The organism is Agrobacterium larrymoorei, from assembly GCF_030819275.1.
GTDB classification, from domain to species: domain Bacteria; phylum Pseudomonadota; class Alphaproteobacteria; order Rhizobiales; family Rhizobiaceae; genus Agrobacterium; species Agrobacterium larrymoorei_B.
This window is the reverse complement of the sequence record NZ_JAUTBL010000002.1, coordinates 852,741-877,479: the sequence shown is the minus strand read 5'-3', so window position 1 is coordinate 877,479 and position 24,739 is coordinate 852,741. Positions and strand designations below refer to the sequence as shown.

The 24,739-nt window shown below is 57.2% G+C and carries 32 protein-coding genes, 1 pseudogene and 1 riboswitch; of the genes and pseudogenes, 10 read left to right on the top strand and 23 right to left on the bottom strand.

The window, feature by feature from the left end; all coding sequences use genetic code 11:
* The first annotated feature begins 56 nt into the window (after nucleotides 1–56).
* Nucleotides 57–716, top strand: coding sequence for a recombinase family protein (locus QE408_RS12850; RefSeq protein ID WP_306931687.1), 660 nt, complete (start codon nucleotides 57–59; stop codon nucleotides 714–716).
* A gap of 159 nt (nucleotides 717–875) precedes the next feature.
* Here QE408_RS12850 and QE408_RS12845 read toward each other — a convergent pair whose 3' ends face one another.
* The 3 genes from QE408_RS12845 to QE408_RS12835 all read right to left on the bottom strand — a co-directional run bounded on the left by QE408_RS12845 (nucleotide 876) and on the right by QE408_RS12835 (nucleotide 2,537).
* A complete protein-coding gene (locus QE408_RS12845; RefSeq protein WP_306931685.1) occupies nucleotides 876–1,547 on the bottom strand; it encodes a DUF2971 domain-containing protein in 672 nt (223 codons plus the stop codon).
* Nucleotides 1,548–1,665: 118 nt separating this feature from the next.
* A complete protein-coding gene (locus QE408_RS12840) occupies nucleotides 1,666–2,040 on the bottom strand; it encodes a hypothetical protein (RefSeq protein ID WP_306931683.1) in 375 nt (124 codons plus the stop codon).
* Nucleotides 2,041–2,180: 140 nt separating this feature from the next.
* Nucleotides 2,181–2,537 carry a DUF2971 domain-containing protein gene (locus QE408_RS12835; protein WP_306931682.1) on the bottom strand — a complete coding sequence of 119 codons (357 nt, stop codon included), beginning with the start codon at nucleotides 2,535–2,537 and terminating at the stop codon, nucleotides 2,181–2,183.
* A 111-nt stretch (nucleotides 2,538–2,648) separates the two neighbouring features.
* Here QE408_RS12835 and QE408_RS12830 point away from each other — a divergent pair, with 111 nt between their 5' ends.
* Nucleotides 2,649–3,008 (top strand): hypothetical protein, encoded by a 360-nt coding sequence (locus tag QE408_RS12830; protein WP_306931681.1) that lies wholly within the window; start codon nucleotides 2,649–2,651, stop codon nucleotides 3,006–3,008.
* Nucleotides 3,009–3,273: 265 nt separating this feature from the next.
* Complete coding sequence (locus QE408_RS12825; protein ID WP_306931679.1) at nucleotides 3,274–4,191, top strand: DUF2336 domain-containing protein; 918 nt, start codon at nucleotides 3,274–3,276, stop codon at nucleotides 4,189–4,191.
* A 36-nt stretch (nucleotides 4,192–4,227) separates the two neighbouring features.
* Here the strand turns inward: QE408_RS12825 and QE408_RS12820 are convergent, their stop codons facing one another.
* From QE408_RS12820 to QE408_RS12810, 3 genes are all read right to left on the bottom strand, one after another.
* Nucleotides 4,228–4,569 (bottom strand): DUF1491 family protein, encoded by a 342-nt coding sequence (locus tag QE408_RS12820; RefSeq protein ID WP_306931677.1) that lies wholly within the window; start codon nucleotides 4,567–4,569, stop codon nucleotides 4,228–4,230.
* A 199-nt stretch (nucleotides 4,570–4,768) separates the two neighbouring features.
* Nucleotides 4,769–5,728, bottom strand: coding sequence for a peptidoglycan-binding domain-containing protein (locus QE408_RS12815; protein ID WP_306931675.1), 960 nt, complete (start codon nucleotides 5,726–5,728; stop codon nucleotides 4,769–4,771).
* A complete protein-coding gene (locus QE408_RS12810; protein ID WP_306934790.1) occupies nucleotides 5,700–7,223 on the bottom strand; it encodes a sensor histidine kinase in 1,524 nt (507 codons plus the stop codon). Before QE408_RS12810 ends, QE408_RS12815 begins: the two co-directional genes overlap by 29 nt.
* Nucleotides 7,224–7,710: 487 nt before the next feature.
* Between QE408_RS12810 and QE408_RS12805 the strand changes: the two genes are divergently transcribed.
* Nucleotides 7,711–8,121: a DUF5330 domain-containing protein gene (locus QE408_RS12805; protein ID WP_306931674.1), complete on the top strand. Its 411-nt coding sequence runs from the start codon at nucleotides 7,711–7,713 to the stop codon at nucleotides 8,119–8,121.
* A 223-nt stretch (nucleotides 8,122–8,344) separates the two neighbouring features.
* A complete protein-coding gene (locus QE408_RS12800) occupies nucleotides 8,345–8,761 on the top strand; it encodes a SufE family protein (RefSeq protein ID WP_306931673.1) in 417 nt (138 codons plus the stop codon).
* Between the two features lie 108 nt (nucleotides 8,762–8,869).
* On the opposite strand, the gene QE408_RS12795 is transcribed toward QE408_RS12800, so the two are convergent.
* Nucleotides 8,870–9,274 (bottom strand): hypothetical protein, encoded by a 405-nt coding sequence (locus QE408_RS12795; RefSeq protein WP_306934789.1) that lies wholly within the window; start codon nucleotides 9,272–9,274, stop codon nucleotides 8,870–8,872.
* Between the two features lie 310 nt (nucleotides 9,275–9,584).
* A complete protein-coding gene (locus tag QE408_RS12790) occupies nucleotides 9,585–9,986 on the bottom strand; it encodes a DUF930 domain-containing protein (RefSeq protein WP_306931672.1) in 402 nt (133 codons plus the stop codon).
* Between the two features lie 232 nt (nucleotides 9,987–10,218).
* Here QE408_RS12790 and QE408_RS12785 point away from each other — a divergent pair, with 232 nt between their 5' ends.
* A complete protein-coding gene (locus tag QE408_RS12785) occupies nucleotides 10,219–12,318 on the top strand; it encodes a S9 family peptidase (RefSeq protein ID WP_306931671.1) in 2,100 nt (699 codons plus the stop codon).
* Nucleotides 12,319–12,601: 283 nt separating this feature from the next.
* Nucleotides 12,602–12,886, top strand: a complete 285-nt coding sequence (locus QE408_RS12780; RefSeq protein ID WP_306931670.1) for a hypothetical protein — start codon at nucleotides 12,602–12,604, stop codon at nucleotides 12,884–12,886.
* A 90-nt stretch (nucleotides 12,887–12,976) separates the two neighbouring features.
* On the opposite strand, the gene dmeF is transcribed toward QE408_RS12780, so the two are convergent.
* The 3 genes from dmeF to QE408_RS12765 form a co-directional block, all read right to left on the bottom strand.
* The gene (gene dmeF, locus QE408_RS12775) at nucleotides 12,977–13,999 is read right to left on the bottom strand and encodes a CDF family Co(II)/Ni(II) efflux transporter DmeF (protein ID WP_306931669.1); all 1,023 of its coding nucleotides are present in this window, start codon (nucleotides 13,997–13,999) and stop codon (nucleotides 12,977–12,979) included.
* A gap of 10 nt (nucleotides 14,000–14,009) precedes the next feature.
* Nucleotides 14,010–14,282, bottom strand: a complete 273-nt coding sequence (gene dmeR / locus QE408_RS12770; RefSeq protein ID WP_306931668.1) for a Ni(II)/Co(II)-sensing transcriptional repressor DmeR — start codon at nucleotides 14,280–14,282, stop codon at nucleotides 14,010–14,012.
* 105 nt (nucleotides 14,283–14,387) lie between these two features.
* A complete protein-coding gene (locus tag QE408_RS12765) occupies nucleotides 14,388–15,152 on the bottom strand; it encodes a sulfite exporter TauE/SafE family protein (protein WP_306931667.1) in 765 nt (254 codons plus the stop codon).
* Nucleotides 15,153–15,320: 168 nt separating this feature from the next.
* On the opposite strand from QE408_RS12765, the gene QE408_RS12760 reads away from it, so the two are divergent.
* A complete protein-coding gene (locus tag QE408_RS12760; RefSeq protein WP_306931666.1) occupies nucleotides 15,321–15,734 on the top strand; it encodes a MerR family transcriptional regulator in 414 nt (137 codons plus the stop codon).
* A 58-nt stretch (nucleotides 15,735–15,792) separates the two neighbouring features.
* Here the strand turns inward: QE408_RS12760 and QE408_RS12755 are convergent, their stop codons facing one another.
* Nucleotides 15,793–16,341 carry a YbhB/YbcL family Raf kinase inhibitor-like protein gene (locus QE408_RS12755; protein ID WP_306931665.1) on the bottom strand — a complete coding sequence of 183 codons (549 nt, stop codon included), beginning with the start codon at nucleotides 16,339–16,341 and terminating at the stop codon, nucleotides 15,793–15,795.
* Between the two features lie 98 nt (nucleotides 16,342–16,439).
* On the bottom strand, nucleotides 16,440–17,255 hold the full coding sequence (locus tag QE408_RS12750; RefSeq protein ID WP_306931663.1) for a helix-turn-helix transcriptional regulator: 816 nt from the start codon (nucleotides 17,253–17,255) through the stop codon (nucleotides 16,440–16,442).
* Between the two features lie 342 nt (nucleotides 17,256–17,597).
* Here QE408_RS12750 and QE408_RS12745 point away from each other — a divergent pair, with 342 nt between their 5' ends.
* Nucleotides 17,598–18,086: a GNAT family N-acetyltransferase gene (locus QE408_RS12745; protein ID WP_306931661.1), complete on the top strand. Its 489-nt coding sequence runs from the start codon at nucleotides 17,598–17,600 to the stop codon at nucleotides 18,084–18,086.
* Nucleotides 18,087–18,110: 24 nt separating this feature from the next.
* Nucleotides 18,111–18,683 (top strand): type 1 glutamine amidotransferase family protein, encoded by a 573-nt coding sequence (locus QE408_RS12740; protein ID WP_306931660.1) that lies wholly within the window; start codon nucleotides 18,111–18,113, stop codon nucleotides 18,681–18,683.
* Here the strand turns inward: QE408_RS12740 and QE408_RS12735 are convergent.
* From QE408_RS12735 to QE408_RS23000, 10 genes and pseudogenes are all read right to left on the bottom strand, one after another.
* Entirely contained in the window at nucleotides 18,680–19,000 is a 321-nt protein-coding gene (locus QE408_RS12735; RefSeq protein WP_306931658.1) for a hypothetical protein, read from the bottom strand. The two genes, QE408_RS12740 and QE408_RS12735, sit on opposite strands and share 4 nt — an antisense overlap.
* Before the next feature lie 2 nt (nucleotides 19,001–19,002).
* Nucleotides 19,003–19,711 (bottom strand): annotated as a pseudogene (locus QE408_RS12730) (CbtA family protein).
* Nucleotides 19,712–19,722: 11 nt separating this feature from the next.
* On the bottom strand, nucleotides 19,723–19,905 hold the full coding sequence (locus tag QE408_RS12725) for a CbtB domain-containing protein (protein ID WP_082447245.1): 183 nt from the start codon (nucleotides 19,903–19,905) through the stop codon (nucleotides 19,723–19,725).
* A gap of 144 nt (nucleotides 19,906–20,049) precedes the next feature.
* Nucleotides 20,050–20,257: riboswitch (cobalamin riboswitch) on the bottom strand.
* Between the two features lie 54 nt (nucleotides 20,258–20,311).
* Nucleotides 20,312–21,229 carry a cytochrome c gene (locus tag QE408_RS12720; protein ID WP_306931657.1) on the bottom strand — a complete coding sequence of 306 codons (918 nt, stop codon included), beginning with the start codon at nucleotides 21,227–21,229 and terminating at the stop codon, nucleotides 20,312–20,314.
* Nucleotides 21,230–21,304: 75 nt separating this feature from the next.
* The gene (locus QE408_RS12715) at nucleotides 21,305–21,736 is read right to left on the bottom strand and encodes a c-type cytochrome (protein ID WP_062425799.1); all 432 of its coding nucleotides are present in this window, start codon (nucleotides 21,734–21,736) and stop codon (nucleotides 21,305–21,307) included.
* Nucleotides 21,737–22,096: 360 nt separating this feature from the next.
* On the bottom strand, nucleotides 22,097–22,507 hold the full coding sequence (locus QE408_RS12710) for a hypothetical protein (protein ID WP_306931655.1): 411 nt from the start codon (nucleotides 22,505–22,507) through the stop codon (nucleotides 22,097–22,099).
* Between the two features lie 66 nt (nucleotides 22,508–22,573).
* Nucleotides 22,574–23,128, bottom strand: a complete 555-nt coding sequence (locus tag QE408_RS12705; RefSeq protein WP_306931652.1) for a formyltransferase family protein — start codon at nucleotides 23,126–23,128, stop codon at nucleotides 22,574–22,576.
* A complete protein-coding gene (locus QE408_RS12700) occupies nucleotides 23,119–24,240 on the bottom strand; it encodes a GNAT family N-acetyltransferase (protein WP_306931651.1) in 1,122 nt (373 codons plus the stop codon). Before QE408_RS12700 ends, QE408_RS12705 begins: the two co-directional genes overlap by 10 nt.
* The gene (locus QE408_RS12695) at nucleotides 24,237–24,413 is read right to left on the bottom strand and encodes a hypothetical protein (protein ID WP_306931649.1); all 177 of its coding nucleotides are present in this window, start codon (nucleotides 24,411–24,413) and stop codon (nucleotides 24,237–24,239) included. Before QE408_RS12695 ends, QE408_RS12700 begins: the two co-directional genes overlap by 4 nt.
* Nucleotides 24,397–24,582 carry a Com family DNA-binding transcriptional regulator gene (locus QE408_RS23000; protein ID WP_373465546.1) on the bottom strand — a complete coding sequence of 62 codons (186 nt, stop codon included), beginning with the start codon at nucleotides 24,580–24,582 and terminating at the stop codon, nucleotides 24,397–24,399. Before QE408_RS23000 ends, QE408_RS12695 begins: the two co-directional genes overlap by 17 nt.
* Nucleotides 24,583–24,739: the final 157 nt, after the last annotated feature.

The window sequence follows — 24,739 nt, the reverse complement described above, 5'->3', positions numbered from 1 at the left end:
TTGCAACGCCCGTTGCTAGGAGTTACAAACGGCCATTAGAGGGAGACTTGAATCCTATGGCCGAACGCTTCGTTGTTTACTACCGCGTTTCCACCCAAAAGCAGGGTGTCTCCGGTCTCGGTATCGATGCTCAAAAAGCGTCCGTTAAAGCCTTCGCTTCAAGCGACGATATCCTTGCCGAGTTCATCGAAGTGGAAAGCGGCACGAGGGCTTCAAGGCCTGAACTAGCCAAGGCGCTTGCTTACGCTAAGAAGGCCAAGGCAACGCTTCTGGTAGCGAAGATCGACCGCTTGGCCCGTAATGTTGCGTTCATTGCCAACCTGCTTGAGGCAGGCGTTGAAATCCGCGCCGTTGATATGCCTTCGGCCAATCGAATGATGATGCAAATTATGGCGGTTATGGCCGAAGAAGAAGCCCGCGCTATATCGGCTAGAACCAAGGCGGCATTGGCACAGGCCAAAGAACGTGGGATCAAGTTGGGTGGATCCCGTTCGAACTCCAAGGATATTCATAAGACGCAGATTGCTATCTGCATCGATAACGCTGCCAAGGCAATGAAGGATATCCAATCAATCCCCGGCTGGAACACCCTATCGTTCAACGCTCTTGCAAAGCGCTTGAATGACAATGGCTTCAAGACAACCAGAGGCTCCACCTACAGCGCAATGCAGGTCAAAAGGGTCTTGAATAGACACGCCGCACAGAACGCCGTGTGAACGCAACAAGGTTGGTGGCTATAGGTGGGCCAGGATCGCCCTGATCGAAGCGTGTGGCCGCGTGTGCGCGTTTGTGTAGGGGGTGGGCTGCAGGGGGTATCCCCCCCTTTTTCGTTCTGGTTTTTATTTATATGGTCATTCGGTAATTTTTCTAATTTTTCACCAAACCACCCGCCTGCCGTCCAGTATCAATTCACCGTTTGGCCTCCGTCGTATCCATCGGTTTTCAGCGAGATGCCGTTTACGGTTTTCATCGGTATCGAGCCTAACGCGAAAGGCTGCGCCTGCTGGCTTGGTGAATGAGTAGTGGAAGCCTTCGTCAAAGGCCAAAAGCGCCGCTAATTGTTTTTGGCTAATAGTACACCTAGAACCGAACAACGCTCCTCGGAAGCGCATAAAATCATCGAATTCTTGATAGTGGATATCGTCGGCAAAGTCGTAATCGTCAAGAAAAACTAATCGCCTGACTTCTTCCTCATATTCCCAACCGTCATATTTTGTATGCGCGATATCTAGCAATTGGGATTTCGAAAGATCCCTAAATCTGTTGACACCAAACCGTCTGACTTTCGGTCTGTGTTCCACATAGTCGATGTCGCGCCATTGATTGTCTTCTGGTACCTCAAATACCAAGCACATTCCTCTATGATTATCGGCGTAGTGGCCCCATAGAAGTGGCTGCTCGTACGTGCGGGACATACATATCACGCCCTCTTGATCAAGAACCTGTTGTTTGATCCGACGATGCTCCTCAACGTCGTCTGCCTCTCTAACGAAAATATTAACGTGGTCATAAGCGTCATTCAGCGTATCGAATCTGGAGACCTTCAACCTTCGCTCCCGGATAGCGGAGAGGCCGTGGCGCAAGGATGTATAATAAAACAATATCATTCGTGATCCGCTGCCCTGATGGTATAAGACAATTGCCATATAGATCAGTGGTTGTGAACTACCTCCGCTCGTCCGAAATCGTGTCCGTATTGGTGCGCGTCGGCTCGCTCGGTAATTTCACCGTCCGTTCACCGAAAGCGGAATGAGCCTTCTGAAAAATGTTAGGTAGCCGCTCATTTATGATATAATCGAACATATCTGCAAAACCAGTTTCCAGAGCGTGGTGAAACTCCATACTTTCAGGAACAGGCAACGATAGAGTCCTGCGCTCTTTCGGAACGTTGGTGCAGGTTTTATTTTGATCAATTACGACATCGAAACTGGTGAACGCCGGTCGCGTGAAGGCGACTCTGGCTTCGGGATTGTCAGCCAGAATTTGAGTGACTTGGGCCGTGGAAACGCTGGCCTTCAAACCGAACAAAACCGTTTTCAACTGAATGGATTCATTGAATGGTAGATAGTAATTATTATCAACGTAGTCTGGCTCGCCTAAAGCAACGACACGTCTCCACTCGCGCTCATACTCCCAACGGTCAAACTTCCTGCGCGAAATTTCGACTTTGTCTTCTTCGGTCAGTTGCGAAACCTTGGTTCTACCGAAGTCCTCAAGTCTTGAACGTTCTTTACGATAAAGGATGCGCTGTAGGCCCCCGCCTCTACCTCAAAACCAAGGCAGATGCCCCGATGAGAGTCCGCATAGTGACCCCACATCAGCGGTTCTTTCCAAGTCTCACTCAAGCAGACGATGCCAAAAGACGCGCTGAGTTCTTTCTTGATTTTTGAGAGTCTACGTCGTTCTGAACGATAATCGATTGCCAGTCCTAAGAAATCGAACGGGTCGTTGAGGCTATCATAGAGGGAAATCTTGATACGCTTGTCACGGATTGCGGCGAGGCCGTACTGAAGTTTCGTATAGTAATATAAGCGCATTCCGAACCCCTGCCCTGACGATAATCGACAATTGCCACATAGATCAGGGGTTGTGAAGCAGCCAGATAAATACGTTCAGGAAACAACAGTCTTGAATCGACTTTATCAATAATGAAAACCCTCTCCGATCTCTTCCAGGCTCACTCGTTCGATTACGAACTAGTGGAGGATGATGTTTTAGGCACCATCGGCATCTTTTATCCTCACGACGCCACGCCGAACGTCCTGTCGGACGATCCACCTGCCCGCGATGTTCTGCGAAGATCAGGCGCGGTGTGGTTCTATTTCTGCCTTTACGTTCCACGCCTGACTGAGGAGGAAGTTCTGGCTCTCTTTTTCACAGGGAACCAAGTTCCCAATCGCGGTGAGGTGCCTGCGACGCTGCCGTCCAGCGTCTTCACTAAGTTCTTCAAACTTGAGAATTCAGAAGAATTTGGCCTGATTTCTGCGACCTTCAGCGATGTCGCCTAAGCCTTCAATCCTTAACGGAGTGGGTTATCCACAAGGCTAAATTTCTCTTACCATCCGGCCTAACTCAATCAAATTTTAATCTCTCTTTACCATTATGGTCGGTGGTTCAAGGTACGGCGAATGTGTTGTGACCAAACAGTCAGGCAACGCATTCATTATAGTTTGAACGCTCCTGTAGTTTTGCGTCTGGTTGGGTATTGCGTTGACAGACCGTTTTCGAGAACTGGAACGGCCAAGGGCCGAGAGGAAGAAGGACGTGGTATTGATGGCGACCGTCTCGAGTTTCGAAGGCTTGCCTCACCCGTCAAAATCAGAGTTGCGACAGTTCGCAGAGCTGTTCCTGCCGCTGTTTTCAGCCTCCACGGCTGAAGCGAAGAGAGAGGCGATTGCAGCGCTTTCACAGAATCCCAACGTGCCTTCCGCCGTCGCGTTCTTCATTGCAAGCCAGCCGCTGTCGCTGTCTGCACCGTTTCTCGTTTCCTCGAAGGCGCTGGATGACGAGACACTGATTGCGATCGCGCGAACGCAAGGCGCCGCCCATGCTCGGACAATCGTGCGGCGCGAAGATCTCTCCCCCACTGTCGTCGATGCTCTGGTGGGCTTACGCCACTCGCGGCACGCGACAGGCTCCACGCACGAAAGTCTTCATACGTCTGCATTTCAAGCGGAACAGACCGAAAGCGAGGCGCGGGCCGAGCGAGAAGAGAAGCTGCGCAGACAACTGCGGACCATGGCGCGCCAAATGCACCGTCCTGCGGGCGACACGCTTGGCGTTCGCCGCCTGACGGACGTACAGGAGGCACTCTTGGTACGCTTTGCCCGTGAACGCGATGCAAGCCGTTTCGCCGCCACGCTCGCGGACTCGCTTTCTGCGAGCCATTGGCTGTCGGAGCGTATCCTTCTCGATATTTCCGGCCGGCAACTGGCGACAACCCTTGTCGGGATCGGCATGGACACCGACGAGGCCATCTTTATCCTCGAATGTTTCTATCCGCATATGCGCCAGCTTGTCGGCGACATCAGCCGAGCGGAATCCATGCTGGAGTCGTTGGAGACAGCAGAGTGCGAGGAGCGCATCGAAAGCTGGCGACGGGCAGATCGCTACACGATCAATTCGGGCGCTGACGCTACAGAGCGTCGTGAGGAACCAATTCAGGCCCACAAGCTTGTGGTGCGCCGTTAAGCTCGGTCACCGGTTGCTGTAGAAGGAAAGTCCCTTTCACCCCACGATGGTGAAGAGGTCGCCGACATTGTCGGTTTCAAGTTCGATCACATAGAGATCGGCGTCGAAGCGACGCTCCTTTTCCAAAAGCGCATCCACCTCCTGCGCTTGCGCTCCAGTGAGGCGCCGTTCGAAACGGCGCTCGGCGCGAACCTCCTCGTCTTCCGCAAAGCTCTGGGGCGCTGGACCATAAAGATTTTCGCGCCCATCCCGCAGGCGTTGGCGGATGAAGATCGCCCCAGCCTCTTCGGCCCCCTTGCGTTCGACAGCGGCAAAATCACCTGCACCGAACACACGGCGCATGAGGGCGGAAACGAAGATTTCGGATTTGAGACGCATGGAAGACCTATAAGACCACAGGGACAATGGGGCCATGCTTTTGTGAACAGCAAGACTGGTCCTTGTCGCCACGCCCCAAACCGTGGAGGCAAGGGACAAAGTGCCAATGAATTGAATATTCTGGCGTCAAGCGTTCGTAGTTTGAATCGCCAAAGGACCGTAAACCGCCAAAAGCCTCAGTTACAGATTCAAGCGCGGATCACAGAGCCCCGATAGACTTCAGCTTTTTCAGCACCGCCTCGCTCGGCTCGCCTGTTTCCGGCAAGCGATAATGCTTCTCGAAATTGCGAATGGCCTGACGGGTCTGCTCGCCGGCAACGCCATCCACCTTGACATCGGCATAGGCGATGTTGACGAGGCCCTGCTGGATTTTCGAAACCAAATCCTTGCCAACCGGCTTAGCACTGCTGTCGGACGTAAGAGACGCATTCTGCGCTTTTGGAGGATGGACCTCCGCATTGCGGATGGCGGCCGCGACCGGGTCGATTGCCACACCGCCACCATTGGCGGCCGCAGGCCGGTCCTTCGGCAAGGCTTTGGGAATGGCCGCGACGGTCGTCGCGCTATCGATCTTCAAGGCAGAAAGGATGCGGCTTGTCGGTTCTCCCGTCTGCTCCATGCCCACGGTTTCTTCGAAGAAGAGGATCGCGGCCGTCGTGCGCGGTCCCGTCAAGCCATCGGCCGGTCCATCATAAAGGCCGCGCCGCGCAAGCTCCCGCTGGATTTCTGCGACGAGCTCGGATGGCGTATGGCTGCCCTGCTGCTGCGCCTGAGCGGTGGGGACCGCTGCTGCACCCTGCCCTGCTGAAGGCTGAGCCTCACTCTGCTGCGTGGGATCTGGAACATCCGTCTGGCGCTCTATGCGGAAGGTCGTAACATTGCCATGCTGGCCAAGCGTCGACGTCATGCGATAGCCGGCAATGCCGTTCGGATCGTCCTCGTCACGGGTTCGCAGAAACGGAGAGGGATGGTGGCCGGGCTGGTACCAAAGAGCATTGGCCGCGACGAAGCCGAAAACGATAAGGAATGCGGTCGAGCCGCCGACCAGTTTGGGATGGCTGAGAATTTGCTCGCCGAGGGCGCGCGCGGCCACGGACAGCAAACCCGGCTCTTTCCGGACCGTCTTTTTCCTAGGCGATTTTCGCTTTGGCGCGGCCATCCGCAGTGTCCTTCCTTTTCATCATGTCGGCACCACCCGCTATCTCTTTCAGGCGCGGAGGAAACTCCACTGGCGCATCGGCATCTTCACAGCTGCTCAGCGGCTGGCCGGAGCCATCAGCGGGCAACAGGATGGTGACGACTGTTCCCTCGCCCGGTTTGCTGGTGATGACAAGGCTTCCGCCGTGCAATTCCACAAGTCCCTTGACGAGCGACAGTCCAAGCCCCGTGCCCTCATAGCGGCGGGTGTAGTCATTCTGAACCTGCATGAATGGCCGGCCCAGAAGGTCTATCTTGTCGGCAGGAATACCGATGCCGGTATCGCTGACGGTCAGCTTGAGCATCTCGCCCTGCCGTGCCGCATCAATGACCACCACACCACCGGAATCGGTAAACTTGATGGCATTGCTTGCGAGATTGATCAGAACCTGTTGAACGGCCCGCTGGTCTGCGACGACTTCGGTGAGATCGCGCTGGATGCGGCTCGTCAGCGTCAAGCCCTTCTGCTTCGCCTGAAGGCCAAGCATGCCTTCACAAGATGCAATGACATCGCCAATCCGGAAAGGCTCCATCATCAACTCGTAGCGACCAGCCTCAAGCTTGCTCATGTCCAGCATGGTGTTGACGACCGACAGCAGGTGACCACCAGACTGGCGGATCAGTTTGACATATTCGCGCTGGCGATCGTTCTCCAGCTTGCCGAAGTATTCGCCGGCGAGAATATCGGAGAAGCCCAGAATGGCATTAAGAGGCGTGCGCAATTCGTGGCTGACGGCGGCGAGGAACCGCGACTTTGCTTCCGTTGCCGTTTCGGCCTCGGTCGTCCTGCGTGCCGCTTCCCGGCGCAAGGCTTCCATTTCGCTGACATCGATCAGCTGACCGATGACGCGCACCAAGCGGCCGAGCTGGTCTCGCTCCGCGGTCATATCCATGCGGGCATAGACGAACTGGATCTGCCGATGGACAGAGCCTGTCTCGAATCGGAGATCGGCCGTGGCGTGATCCTCGCCCTGGCGCAACGTGTCGAAGGCTTGCATCAGAGCGATGCGATCGGAAACGTGCACCATCTCGGCAAGGATGTGGCCGACGCAGTTTTGCAGATGAAGCGGAAACTGTCGCTGGTCGCGACCCGACACCGCGTGAACGACACCCTGCTCGTTGAAGAATAGCAGCAATCCTGGAACCTGCGATGCGGCAAGCTGCTCGCGGTGGATCACGGCGTCCGCGGCCTCGCGCATCGGCTTATAGACTGTCAGGAGTACCGCGCACGATGCCAAAAACAACGCGACGACAAGAGCCACACCGAGCGGCAGTGCGACGGATGCGGGCAGGACAAAGCAGATGATGGCAGGAACGATGAAGAGGGCCACGAGAGAGAAAGCAACAAGGCGACGTAGGACGGCGATAACGGCGAAGCGTTCGCTGGCATCGTCTTCCATACGCGATAGCCACATGCCCGCGACATGATCGACCAACGCAATCGCTTTTTCCGCTATGTTACGCAATACCAGTACACCGCACTCTAAAAGCAGCAGGCTCAAACCTGCCTTAAGACATGCCCGACAATAGGGCTCCGCGGCTTAAGGAATGGATAAAAGCAAGCGCATCAAAGCCGCTCCAATCCCTATCAAGTGCCATTTCGGGGCAAATGAGCAGCACTTTGTCGGTTATGGTTAACGACGGGTAAGCAGAGGATTTCCTTGTATTTTTTCGATACTGTTAAGATTTGTGGCGGGCATTATCGCCGCCAAGCCCTGCAATTGCTTAGGCCCGCCCCAATTATGCTTAACATCGCTCGCTAAAATCGGAGCGAAATCGCAATTGTCATCGGCAACGGGAACAAGTCGCTAAAATTTGAATTAATTCACGCGGATTTTTGCAAAGGGGTGTTGGTCTCTTGGCTCTAGGGTGTTTGCAAGCCCGGACAACAGGGCAATAGCGGATGATCCGAAAAGGGCGCCGGTCAAACAGGGTAGTCTTGCAATGTGGTTTCTGATCAAAGGAACAATCTGGTTTTCGCTGGTGCTGGTCGCATTGTCCTATTTGGGCAGCAACAACACCGATAGCCAGAACGCGCAAATGAATGTCGCCGGCGCGGTTTCCGCTGCCAGTGAGGCCTACCGTTATGTCAGCGCCATCTGCGTCGAAAAGCCGGATGTCTGCGTCAAAGGTGCGGAAACCTTTCACGCTCTGGGTGAGCGTGCTCGCGAAGGCGCCAAGGTTGCCTATGAGTTGATCGACTCCCATCTCAACGCCGCCGACGAACCCAAGGTCGCCGCCGCGAACACCCCCGCCGCCAAGGTCGAAGCTGTGACGGTCAGCGACGACATCAAGACCGGAACCATCAAGGTCGAGAACACCATTCCCCTTCCGCAGAAGCGCCCTGCCCTCTGAGCGGAAAGATCAGTCGAGCCCGCCTCACCTGAAGCTAAACGAATTCGAGAGATCCTCTCACCCTCCTTGCGACTCATCCCGCTATAGATGAGCCGCCTGACTGCCCGACTCCTGATGCCCTGCCCGAAGCCCATGCTTCGCCGCAGGGCTTTTTTCTTGGGGCAGCGGTTCAATTCCACCCGCCATTGTCCTATATCGGGGCAGTAACATGGATGGCAGGCAAATGGCTTCTCTCGACAAGATCATGGACGACTTCTCTTTCCTCGACGATTGGGAGGATCGCTACCGCTATGTGATCGAACTCGGGAAGGAACTGCCGGATCTGGCGGACGAGAAAAAGACGGCGGAGAACAAGGTTCAAGGCTGTGCCAGCCAGGTCTGGCTCGTGAGCCACAGCGATGGCGGGCCTGACCCTGTATTGACCTTCGAAGGCGATTCGGACGCGCACATCGTGCGCGGGCTCGTGGCCATTGTGCTTGCCACCTATTCCGGCAAACGAGCATCCGAGATTGCCACTCTCGATGCCATCGAAGTGTTCGGCAAGATTGGCCTGGTAGAGCATCTCTCTTCCCAGCGTGCCAATGGCTTGCGTTCCATGGTCAACCGCATTCGCGAGGAGGCGCGCCTGCTGGCGGCGTGATCGGGGCGATCTCCACCGCCATAAGCCCTTAATTGATGCTCTGAAACTCTATTAGCAGCGTTTCAAAGTGCAAAACGAGCAAAATCTTGGCTGGGCATGCGCTTCGTTTCACACGCCATTCATAATGTTGCACATGCCTTTGCGGACAACATTCTTATCGGTGACCTGGCCCGCCTGAATGTTGAAGACCACATCGACGCGAACCGCCGGACCTTTTTGCCTGGCAACGACCCGAAGCGTCTGAATTCTGCCTGTCCCAGTCGTTTCCTGATGCGCGTCAATGGAAGAGAGTGACTTGTTGACCTTCACTCCAGAAAACCCCTCCGCGGCGACAGCCTGCGCCAATTTTTGCAGGACGGCCGGCGCTTTCGCCTTCGGTATCTCTTGCCATGACTTGTAGGAGACGGCGGTCACCATCGGTACACCGGAAACGGTAAAGTTCTGCTCGCAGGATGCGGCGAGCGCTGGCGTTGCTAGAGCGGCGAGACAAAAAGCTGCGAAAACAGATTTCATCATGGTAATCCTGTGGTTAGTCGGCAATTGCTACTGAGCGTCCAAGTGCCGCCAGTCTTCCCCTTCAGGTGGTGGCGAGCATGGATAATCTTATTACGCGAGCACTCTGATAACATAGCGGTTTCGCGGTCTATCCCGATTCCACAGGGGTAATTTTCTGGTTGACGGTGGGAGCCTGTCGGCTGAAAGCGTTCTTGAATCTTCCGTCCAAAGCATGGCGCGCAAAAGTGTGCAGCGGTTTTGCGATAACGACATGCGATAAAACAAGGACCTAACGCGTCTAAGCGAATCTGAAAGATCGCGACACGCTTTAGTCGTAAAGATAGTGCTTCGCCCACTGTGATTCCGGCACCTTGTCACCCACCTTATAGTCGAAGTTGCGGATGCCGAGCGTCGTCGGTGCCACCTGGCACTTATATTTGAGACGGTACCATTCGCCGCCACTGCGGAAGACGGCACCGGAAGCCTTTATCGAATCTTTCGCGACATCGGGATCACCGAATGCGTAGGCAATCACCTTGTCCGGCTTCATGCCTTTCTGCTCCTTGGCAATCCGCTCCATGGCTTCGATATCGCAGCGCTGTTCCAGACGTTCCTCGGGCGCGAGTTGGTTCAACTGTCTTATGACATTTGCGTCGATGGCGTAGGACGGAACGGAGAAAGAGAGGACGGAAAAGGCGGTCAGAAGGGCGATCGATAATGGTTTTTGCATCGGATTCTATAAGGCTCTCTCAAGTCTTCTTGGCATTCTTCGGCGGGGAAACGCCTGCCGCATCTCCTCGAAGCAGCAGACAGTGGCGTCGTCTACCGTCAGAATGTGATCGAAACCCGACCAAAATGTGCCCTGCTGATATTCCGTCGGGGACAATCAAACTTGATAGCGCCGCAGGGGCACTTTACATCATGAAAACGCAGAGTGATTTTCTTATGAAAGCGAGTTTGTCTTGACCATTTTCAAGAACCTGCCCACCCCGCCCCATGCGCAGAAGAAGCCGGTGAGCGATACGCATCACGGCATCACACGCACGGATGATTATGCCTGGTTGCGGGCGGATAACTGGCAGGCGATGTTCAAGGACCCTTCCCTCCTGGACCCCGCGATCCGCACCCATCTGGAAGCGGAAAACGCCTATATGGAAGCGGCGATGGCGGATACGAAGGCGCTTCAGGAAACGCTCTTCGAGGAAATGAAGGGACGTATCAAGCAGGACGATTCCTCCGTGCCGGTAAATGATGGACCTTACGCCTATGGCACGCTTTTCGTCACCGGCGGCGAGCAGCCGCATTATTTCCGCACCCCGCGCGATGGTGGCGAGAAGCATGTTCTTCTCAACGGCGACAAGGAAGCGGAAGGCAAGGACTATTTCCGTCTCGGCGGACTCGATCAATCGTCCGATCACAGCCGCGGCATCTGGAGCTATGACGACAAGGGCTCTGAATTTTACACGCTACGCATTCGCGATCTTGCGACCGGCGTCGATCTCGATGACGTCGTAGAAAACACCGGCGGCGGTGGCGCCTGGGCGCCGGACGGCAAAAGCTTCTTCTATACGCTTCAGGACGAGAACCACCGTCCGTCCAAGGTCTTTCACCATATTGTCGGTCAGCCGCAGTCGTCCGACCGGCTTGTCTATGAGGAGAAAGACCCCGGCTTCTTCATGGGTGTCGGCGCCTCGGTTCTCGATGACTTCATCTTCATCGATATCCATGATCACGAGACCAGCGAATACCGCATTCTCTCCACCAAGGATCTGCTGGCGGAGCCGCAGATCGTGGCTGAGCGCGAGGAAGGCATCGAATATTCGATGACGGAAGGCGGCGATGTCTTCTTCATCCTCACCAATGATGGCGATGCCAAGGATTTCCGCATTGTCGAAGCCCCGGTCGAAGCGCCCGGCAAGGATAACTGGACAGAGGTTGTGCCGCATGAGCCGGGCCGTCTCATTCTCTCGGTCGATGCCTATGCCCGCCATCTGATCTGGCTGGAACGCCGCGACGGTCTGCCACGCATCGTCATCCGCGATCGCTCCTCCGGTGAAGAACATGCGATCGCCTTTGAGGAAGAAGCCTATTCGCTCGGCCTGCATGGTGCTGCAGAATATGACACCGACGTCATCCGCTTCAGCTACTCGTCCATGACGACGCCAAGCCAGTTGTTCGACTACAATATGGTGACGCGCGAGCGCACGCTTCTCAAAACCCAGGAAGTGCCATCCGGCCACAGCCCGGACGACTATGTGACGCGGCGCGTCATGGCGCCTTCGCATGATGGCGCGCTGGTGCCCGTATCGCTCCTTTACCGCAAGGATACGCCACTCGATGGTTCTGCGCCCTGCCTGCTCTACGGTTACGGCGCCTATGGCATCACCATTCCCGCGTCGTTCAGCACCAACAACCTCTCGCTCGCCGATCGAGGCTTCATCTATGCGGTCGCGCACATTCGCGGCGGCAAGGATAAGGGGTTCGAATGGTATGAAAACGGCAAGATGGAGCACAAGCAGAACACCTTCAAAGACTTCATTGCCGCCGCCGACCATCTGGTGAAAGAGGGCTTTACCTCCTATCGCGGCATCATCGCCGAAGGCGGATCTGCCGGCGGCATGCTGATGGGAGCCGTCGCCAATATGGCGCCGGAGAAATTCGCCGGCATCATCGCCGCCGTCCCCTTCGTCGACGTGCTGACCACTATGCTGGACGACACATTGCCGCTGACGCCACCGGAATGGCCGGAATGGGGAAATCCGCTTGAGTCCGAAGAGGAGTATCAGTGGATCGCCGCCTACTCGCCCTATGACAATGTCGGCGCCAAGCCCTATCCGCCTCTTCTTGCGATTTCCGGCCTGACCGACCCGCGCGTGACCTATTGGGAGCCGACAAAATGGGTCGCAAAGCTGCGTGAAAAGACCACCGGCGATGCGCCGATCCTGCTCAAGACCAATATGGCCGCAGGCCATGGCGGCAAGTCTGGCCGCTTCCAAAGGCTGGAGGAGATCGCCTTCGAATACGCCTTTGCGCTGAAAGTTGCCGGCAAGGATCAGGTATAAGGCAATTCAAGCCTTCCTAGGTGACTTGGCGGTGCGCTTTGGCGCATCGCTGATTCTACCCACCTTCAACGTGATTCCCCCGCTTGTGCAGGTTCAGATGCCCCTCGGCAGTCAAAGAATCGGCGTTTGCGGGGTTTTTGTTATTTTGCAAGCCCCTAAAATGCAAAAACGAAGCAGGGGTTTGACACCTGTCAAGCGCCGTCAACGCGTCCGAACGACGTGCGGCAAGCTTCGCGCAAGCTTCAGCGGTTAAAAAACCGTTAACAGCTTGGTGAGGCTAACGATGAACATCGACAACAACATTGGCGGAGCGCCCTATCAAAGTCGCTCACAACCTATTGAGAAAGTGCAAACGGACGCGGCTGTCTCAGAGGTTTCTTTGCCTGCCTTTTCCGGCAGCACGATTTCCTTCGTCAACGCCCTGCAAGCAGGCTCGCTGGCAAGCGTACTCTGGACTGTCAACCGCGACGCGGTGAAAGAGGCTGCGGCAGCAGCATCCACCGTTTCCTTGTCCCCGGCCGAAGACGCTGACGCCGCCTGGGTCTATCAGGCCTATACAGAACACTGACACCGCCGGATGATCCGGCGGCGTCCCTTAAAGGGCAATAGCGCCTCAGGCAAAGCCCCAGACCTTCATAAAGTGCGCCTCTCGTACCGATCACGCAGCAGCGTTGATCTCGATCGTCACATGCGACAATTCTTCGATCTCTAGAAGCTTTTCCCGATAGGCAGCAGCTGATGTCTCGCCAGTCGTGGACAAAGACACGATGGCCGCGTGATGCCCTGGGCCGACCTGCCAGACATGCAGGTCGGTAATGTTCTCATTCCCCGTCTCGACCGCGCCGCGGATTTTGGCCAGGAGCGGACGCTGCTGCGGCATCGCGTCGACCAGTACCGCGCCCGTGCTGCGAAGCAGGCTCCACGACCAGCGGGCAATAATGATGCCACCGACAATACCCATGGCTGGATCAAGGAAGGTCCAGCCGTTCCATTTGCCGAGAATGAGCGCCACGATCGCCAGCACCGAGGTCAAGGCATCCGCCACCACGTGAAGATAGGCGGCACGCAGGTTGTTGTCGCGGCTCTGGTGATGCGCGTGCGAGCCATCTGAGCGCGAGCCGTGAGCGTGATCATCATGATGGTGCGCGTTGCTGTCATGCCCATGGTCATGATTGTCGTCATCACCGTGGTGCCCTTGATGGTGTCCATGATGATGGTGATCGTCCTTCAGGAGGAGAGCGCTGACAATGTTGACGATGAGGCCGATGACCGCGACGATGATTGCCTGATTGAAATCGATCTCCACCGGCGAGACGAAGCGCAGGGCGCTCTCCCACGCGATCAGCAGCGCAACGACGCCCAGGACCACCGCGCTGGCGAAACCAGCGAGATCGCCGAACTTTCCCGTACCGAAGGTGAAGCGTGGATCATGTGCATGCTTGCGAGCGTAAAGATAAGCGAGCGCCGAAATCAGCATCGCGCCCGCATGGGTCGACATATGCCAGCCATCGGCTGTCAGGGCCATGGAGCCGAACCATTGGCCTGCCGCGATCTCCACCACCATCATGACGGTGGTCAAAGCGATGACCATCCAGACGCGCCGTTCGTTGCGCTCGTGATCACTTCCTAAAAAAACATGGGTATGCGTGCCATCCGTATGGCTATGTTCCATCGTCGCCATCGTCTTCACCTTATCGAATATAGGTTTTCAAAACCTGCGCCAGTTCTTCCGTGGCCTTGGCGCGTTCCTCGTCGTTCTCTGCGTGCAGCACATGCTCATGCAGATGCTCCTGCATCACCTCGCCCGTGAGACCGGAGAGCGCGCCGCGCACCGAGGCAAGCAGTTGCAGAACGTCGCCGCAGGGCTTGCCGCCTTCCAGCGCGCGCTCCACCGCTTCCATCTGCCCCTTCATGCGCCGGATGCGCGCCAGAAGCTTATCCTTGTCACGGATCGTATGGGACATCTGTTCATCCTCCATATAGTATAGGGGGGTATACTATTTTTTCTTTCGGCAGAAGGCAAGCCCCCATGCAACTCGGGAAGATGCTAATGGTGACAGAGAGTTCGATCAGCCCTTCAGGGTATCGAAGAGCGGCATACTGATGAGGGCGGCGGTTGCGATCATCCCATAGCAGATGCGGCGAAAGGTTTTCTCTTCGGCAAGGCCGAACACTCTGCTGCCGAGCCATACGCCAAGGCCATAAACCGGTGCGACCAGAACCGCTAAACCGATGAGCTTAATGGTGATGAGACCATTCCAGAGATAGGCCGTGGCGTTCAGCACGGTGGAAATCGCAAAGTAGAGAATGATATTGGCCCGGACAATGACCGCAGGCACTGCCCCACCCAACCAATAAGCGACAACCGGCGGCCCGCCGATCTGCGCCACGCCGGAAAACACACCTGCGATCAGTCCGACAATCGCCGTCAGAATTGCCTTTGGCCGGTCGCGGTAGCGCCAACCGGACATCAGGAGCGTCAGCAGCACAACAACGATGACGACGATCGCCCAACGGATGGTGACGGGATCAAGTGTCATCAGGAGGTGGACGCCAAGGGGCACGCCGATGATCGCGCCGAGCGCCATGGTGAGCACGTCGCGTCGATCCGCCCGGCGGACTGCCCCCGGTATCAGGCCAAGCGTCATCACCCCATCGACCACAAGAAGAAGCGGAACGGCAATCTGCGGACCCATGACCGAACTGGCGAGCGGCACGAAGATCAGCGCCGCCCCGAAGCCGGAGAAACCGCGCGCGAGACCTGCGCTCAAAGCGACGAGCACCAGAAATGCCAGGGCGGAAGAGGAAAGACCGGTCGATAAGATACTGGGCATGAAGGTGATCGTCGAAGGGAGTCATTTTCGCGTCCGACATACTCCATCAGCGCGCGTGAATAACCAACTGCTTTCCTCGAATAGCTGGCGGCGGAGGTGGCAGAAAAATTGCCTTTCCCTTGGCCGAACCCTATATCTCTATAAGCTATAGCTATGAGGATGAGGCGCATGTATTCCATCGGCGATCTATCGAAACGGACCGGCGTAAAAGTGCCGACCATTCGCTACTACGAGCAAATGGGCCTGCTCAACGAAGCAGACCGCTCCGAAGGCAATCAGCGGCGTTATGAGAAGGCCGATCTGGAACGTCTGGCCTTCGTTCGTCATGCCCGGGACCTTGGCCTCAACATCGAGGCGATCCGCGAATTGATCGCGCTCAGCCAGCATCGCGAAATGCCGTGTGCCGGAGCCGATCGCATTGCGGCCGATCATCTTGCCACCGTGCGGGAAAAGATCGCCAAGCTGAAGAAACTGGAACACGAGCTGGAGCGTATCGTCTCGCACTGTGACGGGCATTCCATAGAGGACTGCTATGTCATCCGCGCGCTGTCAGATCACGGTCTGTGCGATCACGATCATTGAGACGTCATGCTGGGAAAGGACAGTCACCAGCGACGGCAACTGTCCCTCTGCTGTGCCCTTAGCGGCTATAGACCGCTGTGATCTTTGCCGTGGCAATGGTGTTGGCGCCAATCATAAATCCCGCAAGCGCGTTGCTGGCATTGTCCGGCAGATCTAGGCGCTCCGTGCCGAGAGCATGGACGGTGAAGATGTAGCGGTGGACTTCGCCGGGTGGCGGGCATACTCCGCCAAAACCGACAACGCCATAATCGTTGCGGATTTCCAGAGCTCCCGCGGGCAGTTTCTTCTTGCCGCTTGCATCAGGTTCAAGCGCCGTTTGAGAGGCGGGAATATTCACCACGTTCCAGTGCCACCAGCCTGAGCCTGTCGGCGCATCCGGGTCGTAAGCTGTGATGGCAAAGCTCTTCGTGCCGGCCGGTGCGCCAGACCAGGATAGCTGCGGCGACTGATTTCCGCCCTCGCAGCCGAAGCCCTTGAACACGAAGGTGGACGCAAGTTGCTGGCCCTCGGCAATCGATGCGCTCGATAATTTGAAGTCCGCGGCGCTTGCTGTCGTGGTGGTTAGCAAGGCGAGTATGAAGCCTGTCGCAACGTTCTTTTTCAGCATGATGAGGTGTCCTTTCCACACATTGATCATGCTCAATTCAATAGACCTTCACGGAATTTCGAGCTTCCGGCTGGCGATCAAAGACTATCGAAAAACGATCAGAGTTCTGCCGTCCGGATGGAGCGCGGCTTGAGACCGAATCTCTTGCGGAAGGCTTCGGAGAAATGGGAGGGCGTCTTGAAGCCGCACTCCAACGCGATGCTGGAGATCGGGCTATCCGTCGATTGCAGCATTCCCAACCCCTTCTCCAGTCTCGTGTTCAACAGGATCTGCGAAAATCCAGGACCGGATTTCGCCAGCCATCGGCGGAAACTGGCTTCACTCATGGCAAAATGCCGGGCGACGTCTTCGGCCCGCCAGGGGTGGTTGATGTCGGTCTCTATCAGCCGCCGCACCTTGTTCCATGGCTGGTCTTCACCTCTCCTCGGCAGATGGACACCGTGATGGCGCAACCAGACCAGTGGCTCCAGAAGGCGATGGCGCTTGACCGAGATGGGTAAAGCGTCGTCATCCAAGGCTCGCCGCGTGATCTCTACGACATCATAATCAGCGCTTTGCGCCTGACGAATAATCTGGACACCGGGCGGGCCAGCTGCGAGCGGCTGATCGGCGAAGACCGAGTCGATCAACTCATGATCGAAGTAGATCCCGGTCGCCCGATAGTTCGCGGCACTGACAGGACGGTTTTCCAAGGTCACGATAGAACCCGATGGGAAAATAAGGAGGTCACCGGCCTCGCCCACGAGCTCGCCGTTCACGGGACAGATGACCCTTTTGCTCCCCGCACAGATGAAGCATAGGAAGGTCAGGCCGATGAATAGATCCGTGAATGTCGCGGCCGTGGCTTGGGTAATGGGAAACACGGAGACGCCCGGCCCATGAAAACCCAGTTCCTCTACGGATTGCGCCGTCATCGATACTTTTATCCCTGCCATTGCCTCACCGAGTGGGAGAGCGCACTCGGGAGGCACATAGCGGCTTGAGGGCGCGCGATGTCAATGTGCCACATGCCCTCACGGCAGATATCGAAACGTGGCTATCCAAAATACTGAAACGGCCCCTTGACAGCTCTCCAATTCGAGCGCATTGAATCGCCCATGATCAACGAACGCGCACCCATCTCCTGCACGTATTTTTGGGCCTACCTGTAAAGGGCGGCTCGACAGATCACTTTGTCAACAAGCCGCCGTTAGGCGGCTTTGTTGTTTTCCAAGCGTCCTAACGGCAAAAGACCAGAAAACCGAAGGACCAGACCCATGACCGAAGACAGCCTCCTGACACTGCCGAGACCGCCCGTCGTCACCATTCGTGGTGCGCGCCCTGCCGATCTTCCCGAACTCAACGAGATGATCACCCTGCTTGCCGCCCATCATGGCGATGCCGCTGCGATTACGCCCGAGAAGCTCGAGCGCGATCTTTTCGGCCAGGTCCCATGGATCACCGCATTGGTGGCCGAAGCTGCAGGTGAGCTCATCGGTTACGCCATTCTCGTGCCGCTCTACCGCGCACAGGAAGGCCGCCGCGGCATGGAATTGCACCACCTCTTCGTGCGTGACGGCCATCGCGGCCACGGCACCGGCCAGCATCTTGTGGCGCGCGCGCGCGACGTTGCCAAGCGCTGCGGCTGCGACTTCCTGTCCGTCGGTGCTGCAACAGGCAACTTTGCCGCACACAAGTTCTACGAAAACATGGATTTCGTCCCGCGTCCCGTCACCGGCATGCGCTTCATGCAAGCGATCGCCTGAGCTTCTTCGCTTTAGGAGAATGACATGACTCGTATTGCCATTGCGCTGACGCAAGACTTCGCCGACTGGGAACCTGCACTGCTTGTCGCTGCGGCCCGCAGTTATCTCGGCGTGGAGATCGTCACCGCTTCACCTGACGGCCAGCCCGTGATTTCGATGGGCGGGTTCAAAGTGATGCCGGAAACGTCCTATGATGCTCTCGACCCGGAGATGATCGACGCGCTTGTCATTCCGGGCGGCATGAGTTGGGAAAAGGGCGTCGCGCCCGATTTTAGCGATCTGGTCCATCGCTTTCGGGCGCGAGGCCGCGTGGTTGCAGGCATCTGCGCCGCGGCCAGCGCGCTCGCCGGGACAGGCATCTTGAACAATGTGGCCCATACCGGCAACGCGCTGGCGTCGCATCAAAAGTATGGTGCCTATGAGGGAGGAGCGCTCTATCGCGATCAGCCACAAGCCGTCAGCGATCAGGGTGTTGTCACCGCGCCCGGCAATTCACCGGTCAGTTTCGCTAAGGAAGTGCTGAAAGCTCTTAGCCTGTGGGGATCGGAAGCCGACGCGGAACTGTCGGTATTTTCTGCGGAGCACTTGCCGACTTAACGATCCAGAACACGGCAGAGACGCGCCGGCCCTTGCGCGCCTTCTGCCGACATTGATCGGCGAAGATCGCGGCTGTTGATATGAAGGCTGCGTTCGAAAGGGATGTTCATCCGCTCGATCTTGTTGCGGGCAGCGGCAAGAAACATCTCGCGGTTTGCGATAAAGTAAGCGCGACAGGTCTCTTCCGTCGGCACCTCAGTCATCAGCGCTTTGAAAGCGAGGCGGTGCATGGCGCAAAGCGCGCCATGACCGGGGACGGAAAAACGCAGGCAATCGAGTTCATGGCTCCAATCGACTGCGTTTTGACCCGCCATCATTTTTACTTTGCAGCCTCGAAGCGCTTGAGGAACAGCCCGCTCAACGAGCCGAGGATCAGCCAGAAGACGAAGCTGGTGACTGTTGCAAGCACGACGAAGCGGCGTTCCAGCGGCAGAGGCGCCAGCGCATGTTCACCCGCAGGCGGCAATGGCGCACCGACGACGTGCGGCGCGACGATCAAGACGACGGCAAGGATCACCGCCCAGGGCTCCGAGCGGCGGAAGGCCAGAAGCGCAATGCCCCCGGCAGTCGCGGCAGCGGTTGCAATCCACCAGGCCTGACGCGCACCAAGATCGGCAGCAGGGCTGCCCGGCAGTTCTGGCGGCAAACCGATCATCGGCGCCAGCATGACGACAGCAAAGCCGGCGAGCCCCCAGAAGAGACCTTCGCGCCAACCGCCCTGAGAGCCGCGAAGCGAGATCAGACCGGTGAGCACCAGCGCATAGCCGATGGCCGTCAGCACGTTAGCGGCCACGGTAGTAGGCATTGCGCTCGAAACCATCTGCCGGCGTCCAGGCTTCCGCGTCATGATGGTGATCGGCGGGTGTGGCCGCATCATGGGAGTGACCTGCCTCGCCACCGGCGCTTTCGAAGGTTTCCGCCTGGAGGATCAATGGCGTTGTGCCAACCGCCTGCATGGCGCTGACGGCAAGCCCCGCTATCAGTCCCACGAGGACAGCGGTAAAGACAATGTTTCTGAAAAACGGCATCTTATGTCCCCTCAATGGCAGGGGAAAGCGTTGGCGTGGCGCGTATCATGCGCCGCATTATGCATGGCCTCGACATGCGAGAAGCCGACGAAACCGACAATGAACAAACCAAGTGCAACAGCACTCAGCGCCTGCAAGAGTTTCGATGTGGTGGAGGAAACGGCGCTCGACGCCGTGTTCTGTTGGATAGACATGGTGACCCTCTTTTTCAGCGGCGCACCGCTCTCAAGCAGCAGGACGCACGCATTCAACATTCACCACGGGGAAAGACAAACAGGGCTTTTCGGACGGATGACGCCAACCCGAAAACCGTGCTCTTCCGGACACCCCGCCGGCATTGACGACACTTCGCGATGGCAGGTCTCCTGGCTCGCGGGTCGCAGCCTTGAAAACACCTTCCCGATGCCAAAATCAGCATCAGTGGATTTCGTTTTCAGGCTCGCCGCTCACAGTTGCGGGGGCAGCCACGAATGAGAGCAGAGCTCCTATCGTATTCCCTTTTCACTTTCCGGCATATCCGGAAAGACCATCACGCCTCTGTTATCAGTCAGCGGTTGTGGAGAGTCAATGCGGGAAGCGTGGCCTCCCGCTTTCATGATGTCAACGCGCCGGAACGGCCTTGAGATAAGCGGCGATTGCATTGCGATCTTCGGCGGAGAGCTTGGCCATATTCTGCTGCACCTTGACCATCGAACCACCGACGCTGTCGAACTCCGGTGTAAAACCGGTTTCGAGATAGTTGGCTATATCGGCAACGGTCCAGGAGCCGATGGCTTGCGAACCCGGCGTGATGTCGGGGATCGTCCCCTCGCCTTCCGGGTTTGGGCCGCCTGCCAGCCACTTATCCGCGATCAGCCCGCCAAGCGCCGTGCGTGGCGTGTGGCATTCGCCGCAATGGCCTGGGCCTTCCACCAGATATTGGCCGCGCGCCACATCCATGCCGGCATTGGCAAGCTGCACGCGCGGCGCGCCCTTGTCGAAATAAAGGAACTTCCAGCCGCCGAGAGCCAGTCGCATATCGAGCGGGAATGGCAAATCGTGAGGCGGCGCGTCATTGGTGCTGGCAGGCAACGTCTTCAGGTAGCCGAAGAGATCGTTGATATCCTGCGCTGTCATGCGCGCATAGGACGTATAGGGGAAGGAAGGATAGAGATGTTCGCCATTCTTTCCCACGCCTCGGGTCATGGCGTCGCCGAACTCGGCCACCGTCCAGCTTCCGATGCCGTGCTGCGGATCAGGTGAAATATTGGGCACGTGGAAGGTGCCGAAGGGGCTTGGCAAGGCCTGACCACCGGACAGCGTCTTCAAGGCATCGCCGCTGGCATTCGGGGCAGCATGACAGCTTGCACATCCGCCCGCCCAAAACAGCGTCTCGCCATTGGCAAGATCGGGCTCACCCAGATTGGCCCAATGGCTTGGCGGTTGGCGCTCAGGTGCCGTCACCCACATGAAAATGCCGAAACCGGCAAGACCTGCGACCGCAACCCCGCCTGCCAGCTTTGCCCAGATGGACGCCATCCGCCTCTCCGCTATCGATAAAACATGATAAAAAGAATAGCCCGCCGCTGAACCGACGGGCTTGTCCTGGCTGTCTTACTTCTTCACGCGATAGGCCTGATGGCAGGAGCTGCAATCGGCACCGAGCGTCTTCAGGGCAGCACCCGTGCTGGCCTGATCGGTTGGCAGCTGTGCGAGAACTGCATCGGCATCCGCACCGAGCTTTTCCGACTTTGCCTTGAAGTCCGCAAAGTTCTGCCAGATGGCAGGCGACGCAGCGCCTCCCTCGGAGCCAGCCGGGAACTGATCCGGGAACGCCTTGGCGTTGGTACTGATGGTGGTGACAGCGGTCTTCACGGCCTCGGCGTCGTAGGGCTTTTCACCTTTGGCGATCGCGCCGAGCGCACCCATGGCGCCGCCGATCTGCTTCATCAAGCCTTCGCGCTTTTCAACCTCGCCGGCAGCGGAAACCGCTCCGGCGCAAAGACAGCCTATGAGAATGGATGCGGCAATCGTCTTGAATTTCATGTCTCTCTCCTTGTTCCGGTGGCACCGGAGGGTGGTTGTTCGCCGTACCGCATCGTTGCCACGACACGCGCATGCGTGCCGGGCGGCACACCGAGTCGAACAGAGATGAAGATGCAGGCTTCGCGTGGCAAAAAGAAGTCACATTCGGGTGATTTTCCAAAGGAAAATCAGCGACCTAAACTTGGACTTTTCGGTTTCCTTTTAAGCCTTTGCAAGCAGTGAGAACGGCTCCCATACGAGGCCTTACAGATCTTTGGAAATGTGGCGCGGCGCAGCCTTCTGGACAAATCGGCGCTAGCTTTCGGACGCCAAAACGAAAAGCGGCACGAATTGCGCCTTTCGAGAAACCAAGCCCGGCTCTTACCCGTGAAACTTAACGCCCTGGCCCGGTAGCACCGGTGTTGGCGGCTCGTAACTGATCGTCCAATTTGCTTCCAGCGCCCTGATGAGGCCGACGGCGACCGCGTCGATCGCTTCCCCACGAACATCCGGGCTCTTATCCGTCACCTGCTTAGCGGTGGCGTCTGGAACAGCGAGCAGGTGTTGGGCTAGAAAGTCCGCCAACTCCTCACGCTCTACACGCCGCCCGTTTTCGTAGAAGCGGAACATAGCGCTAACGTTCTTTGATACGCGCTCGCCAATCTCTAACGAACCGATGGACTGCCGCCGCCGACGAACACCCGTGCCCGCGAATGCTCGTAGAAACGTCATCGGGCTCACCATTATGGCGATGCGGATTTGCATGCTCAGTTCATCAAGATTTTGGCTCATCTCACGTCCAACAAAAATGCGGGCCTTTAAGCCCGCATTGAGGTGACATTTAAGGCTCTTTAAAGACTAGACAAGTTCGCCCTGCGCAGTGGCGGGTACGAAACCATAACTCTCCAGATGGTCAACGGTTCTGGCGAGCAATTCTACACCAAGCGGCGCGAGGCACCGTCGCCAGATTTCAGCTGGTGTATCGCCCTTGCGAATGAAGCACCAATCCTGAAACACAATGTCGCCAGCGTCCATGTCCCCGGTCAAGTGATAGACTGATCCGCCTGTCACGCTTTCCCCTGCCTGGATCGCGTCCTCGATCGCACGCTTGCCCTTATAGAGGGGAAGGAGTGACGGATGATAGCCCACACACCACTTAGCGCTTGCCCGAAGGCTTTCCGGGACAAACGCGAAGGAACCGGCCGTGATCAGCATATCGACGGGCTCTGGCAAAACGAGATCATTCAATCCCCGCCCGCCATAGATGAATGTCTTAATGCCCGCCTTCTCCGCTGCCGCCGCTAGTCTGTCTTCCTTGTCAGGTGCTGCTACGATCTGCACCGCAGCAGCGCCGCCGATCGCGTCCAAAACCTGCGCTCCGATCCACTTCTGTCCAATCAACGCTATGCGCATTCTCGCACCTCTACCCCTTCGATGTATCTGAAACCCTGGACGGCGCGGAAGTGACCGCCATAGCCCGACTTCGTCGAGTTCCCACGGCCGAGTTCCTTCTCCGTCGCGCCCTTTCGGCCGCCGTAGAGAACACCGGAAACCTGCGTCCAAAGTGGGTCGCGCCGCAGTGCTGCGGCGAGGCCCGGATGTGAAGTGTGGAAGAGCGTCGGCATGGGCTTTTCATATCGGTTTTCACCTCTACGCCATGCCGCGCAAACCGCGTTGAGAAACCGCGTCCCGACACCCGCCCCTTGCCACTCTGGCATGACGACGAGGCGGCAGGCGCGAGCCTCTACGAGGCCCGGCCGGGTGGACACCGCGAGGTGTGCCACCGGCTCCCCGTTGACGAAAGCAACGTAACAATCGGCAGCAATCATCAGCGGGAGTTTCAGATAGTGATGCGGTTCAAAATAGCGCCACCATCTCCAGTCGGTCTTGCGGATTTCCATTGTGATCGAGGGACGTCGCCGATCTAACCTCCCGGTGAAAACACCTGTCGCTGTGTCGAAAATCCAATCGGGATCGAGCCAATCAATGATGTCGTAATGGCAGGACAGGAGAGCAGCCCGACCGCCAGTTCGCCGCCACGCTTTGCCGAAAGCGAGGGCACCGATGCGAGCGATTTGCCGGTCAACGACCGACGTGAATTCGTCAATGACGACTTCGCTCGGCCGTTCGCAAATGAGGCGCGCAAGATCGGCCCGGAAACGCTCACCGTTAGAGAGAACCGAATGCGGCCGTAGCCAACTCGGCACTGATCCCAAGCCAACGGCCGATAGCGCGGCAGTGGCATTATCGAAGGAACCTTCCGGGTCGATCGCATCAATGATCGGCCGGTCGATCGGCCATTCGATTGCGGCGGTTTTGTCCCTGCCGAAAATGTGGCGGCCGAGCGTGGTTTTACCAGACCCAGACGGCCCCACGACAAGCCCTAGTCTCCAGTCAGTGTCCTCGATCGGAAGCTCCGCCGTCATTTCAAACCGGCTTCCATCATCCACGTTGAACAGGCTTTTCACCCTTGCGGAACGATAGCTTTCAAAGTTCTGGCAGGTGTTGGTGATGTCAATTTTCATGCCACCACCACTTTGATTTTGCAGTTCCGGAGAGAGTTGAGCGCGTCATAGAGCGACGCTTGTTCCGCTTCGGAGGCGCAGACGAGAATGACGCCCCACTGCGGTTTGTACTTGTGCCCGTTATGCGCGGGCGCTTTTGAAGGCAAGGCGGGTAGTTCAGGCTTTTTGGCCAATTTGCAGTTCCTCTAATGGCCGCTCCTGGCGGTCAATGATGGGCTCTGCTGGCCTCAGGTGGTTCATCGTGCCGCAACGGCGGCACTTGATTTCGATAGTGTTAGCGATGGCTCCCTGTCCAGCCCTAAAAAGAAGGGCTGAACAGGAGCCACAACGAATGTTTTTCATGTCAAAAAGTCCACGACTCAGTCACAGAAAACCCGCCCTGCAGGGTACGGGTGTGACGGTTATCGTGAGGTGCTGTCTAACGGGACTGGTCGCCAAACTTAGGCCCGTTGCTGGGGTGCGTTGAACACCCCGGCCACCCGGTTTTCACCGGGTGGAT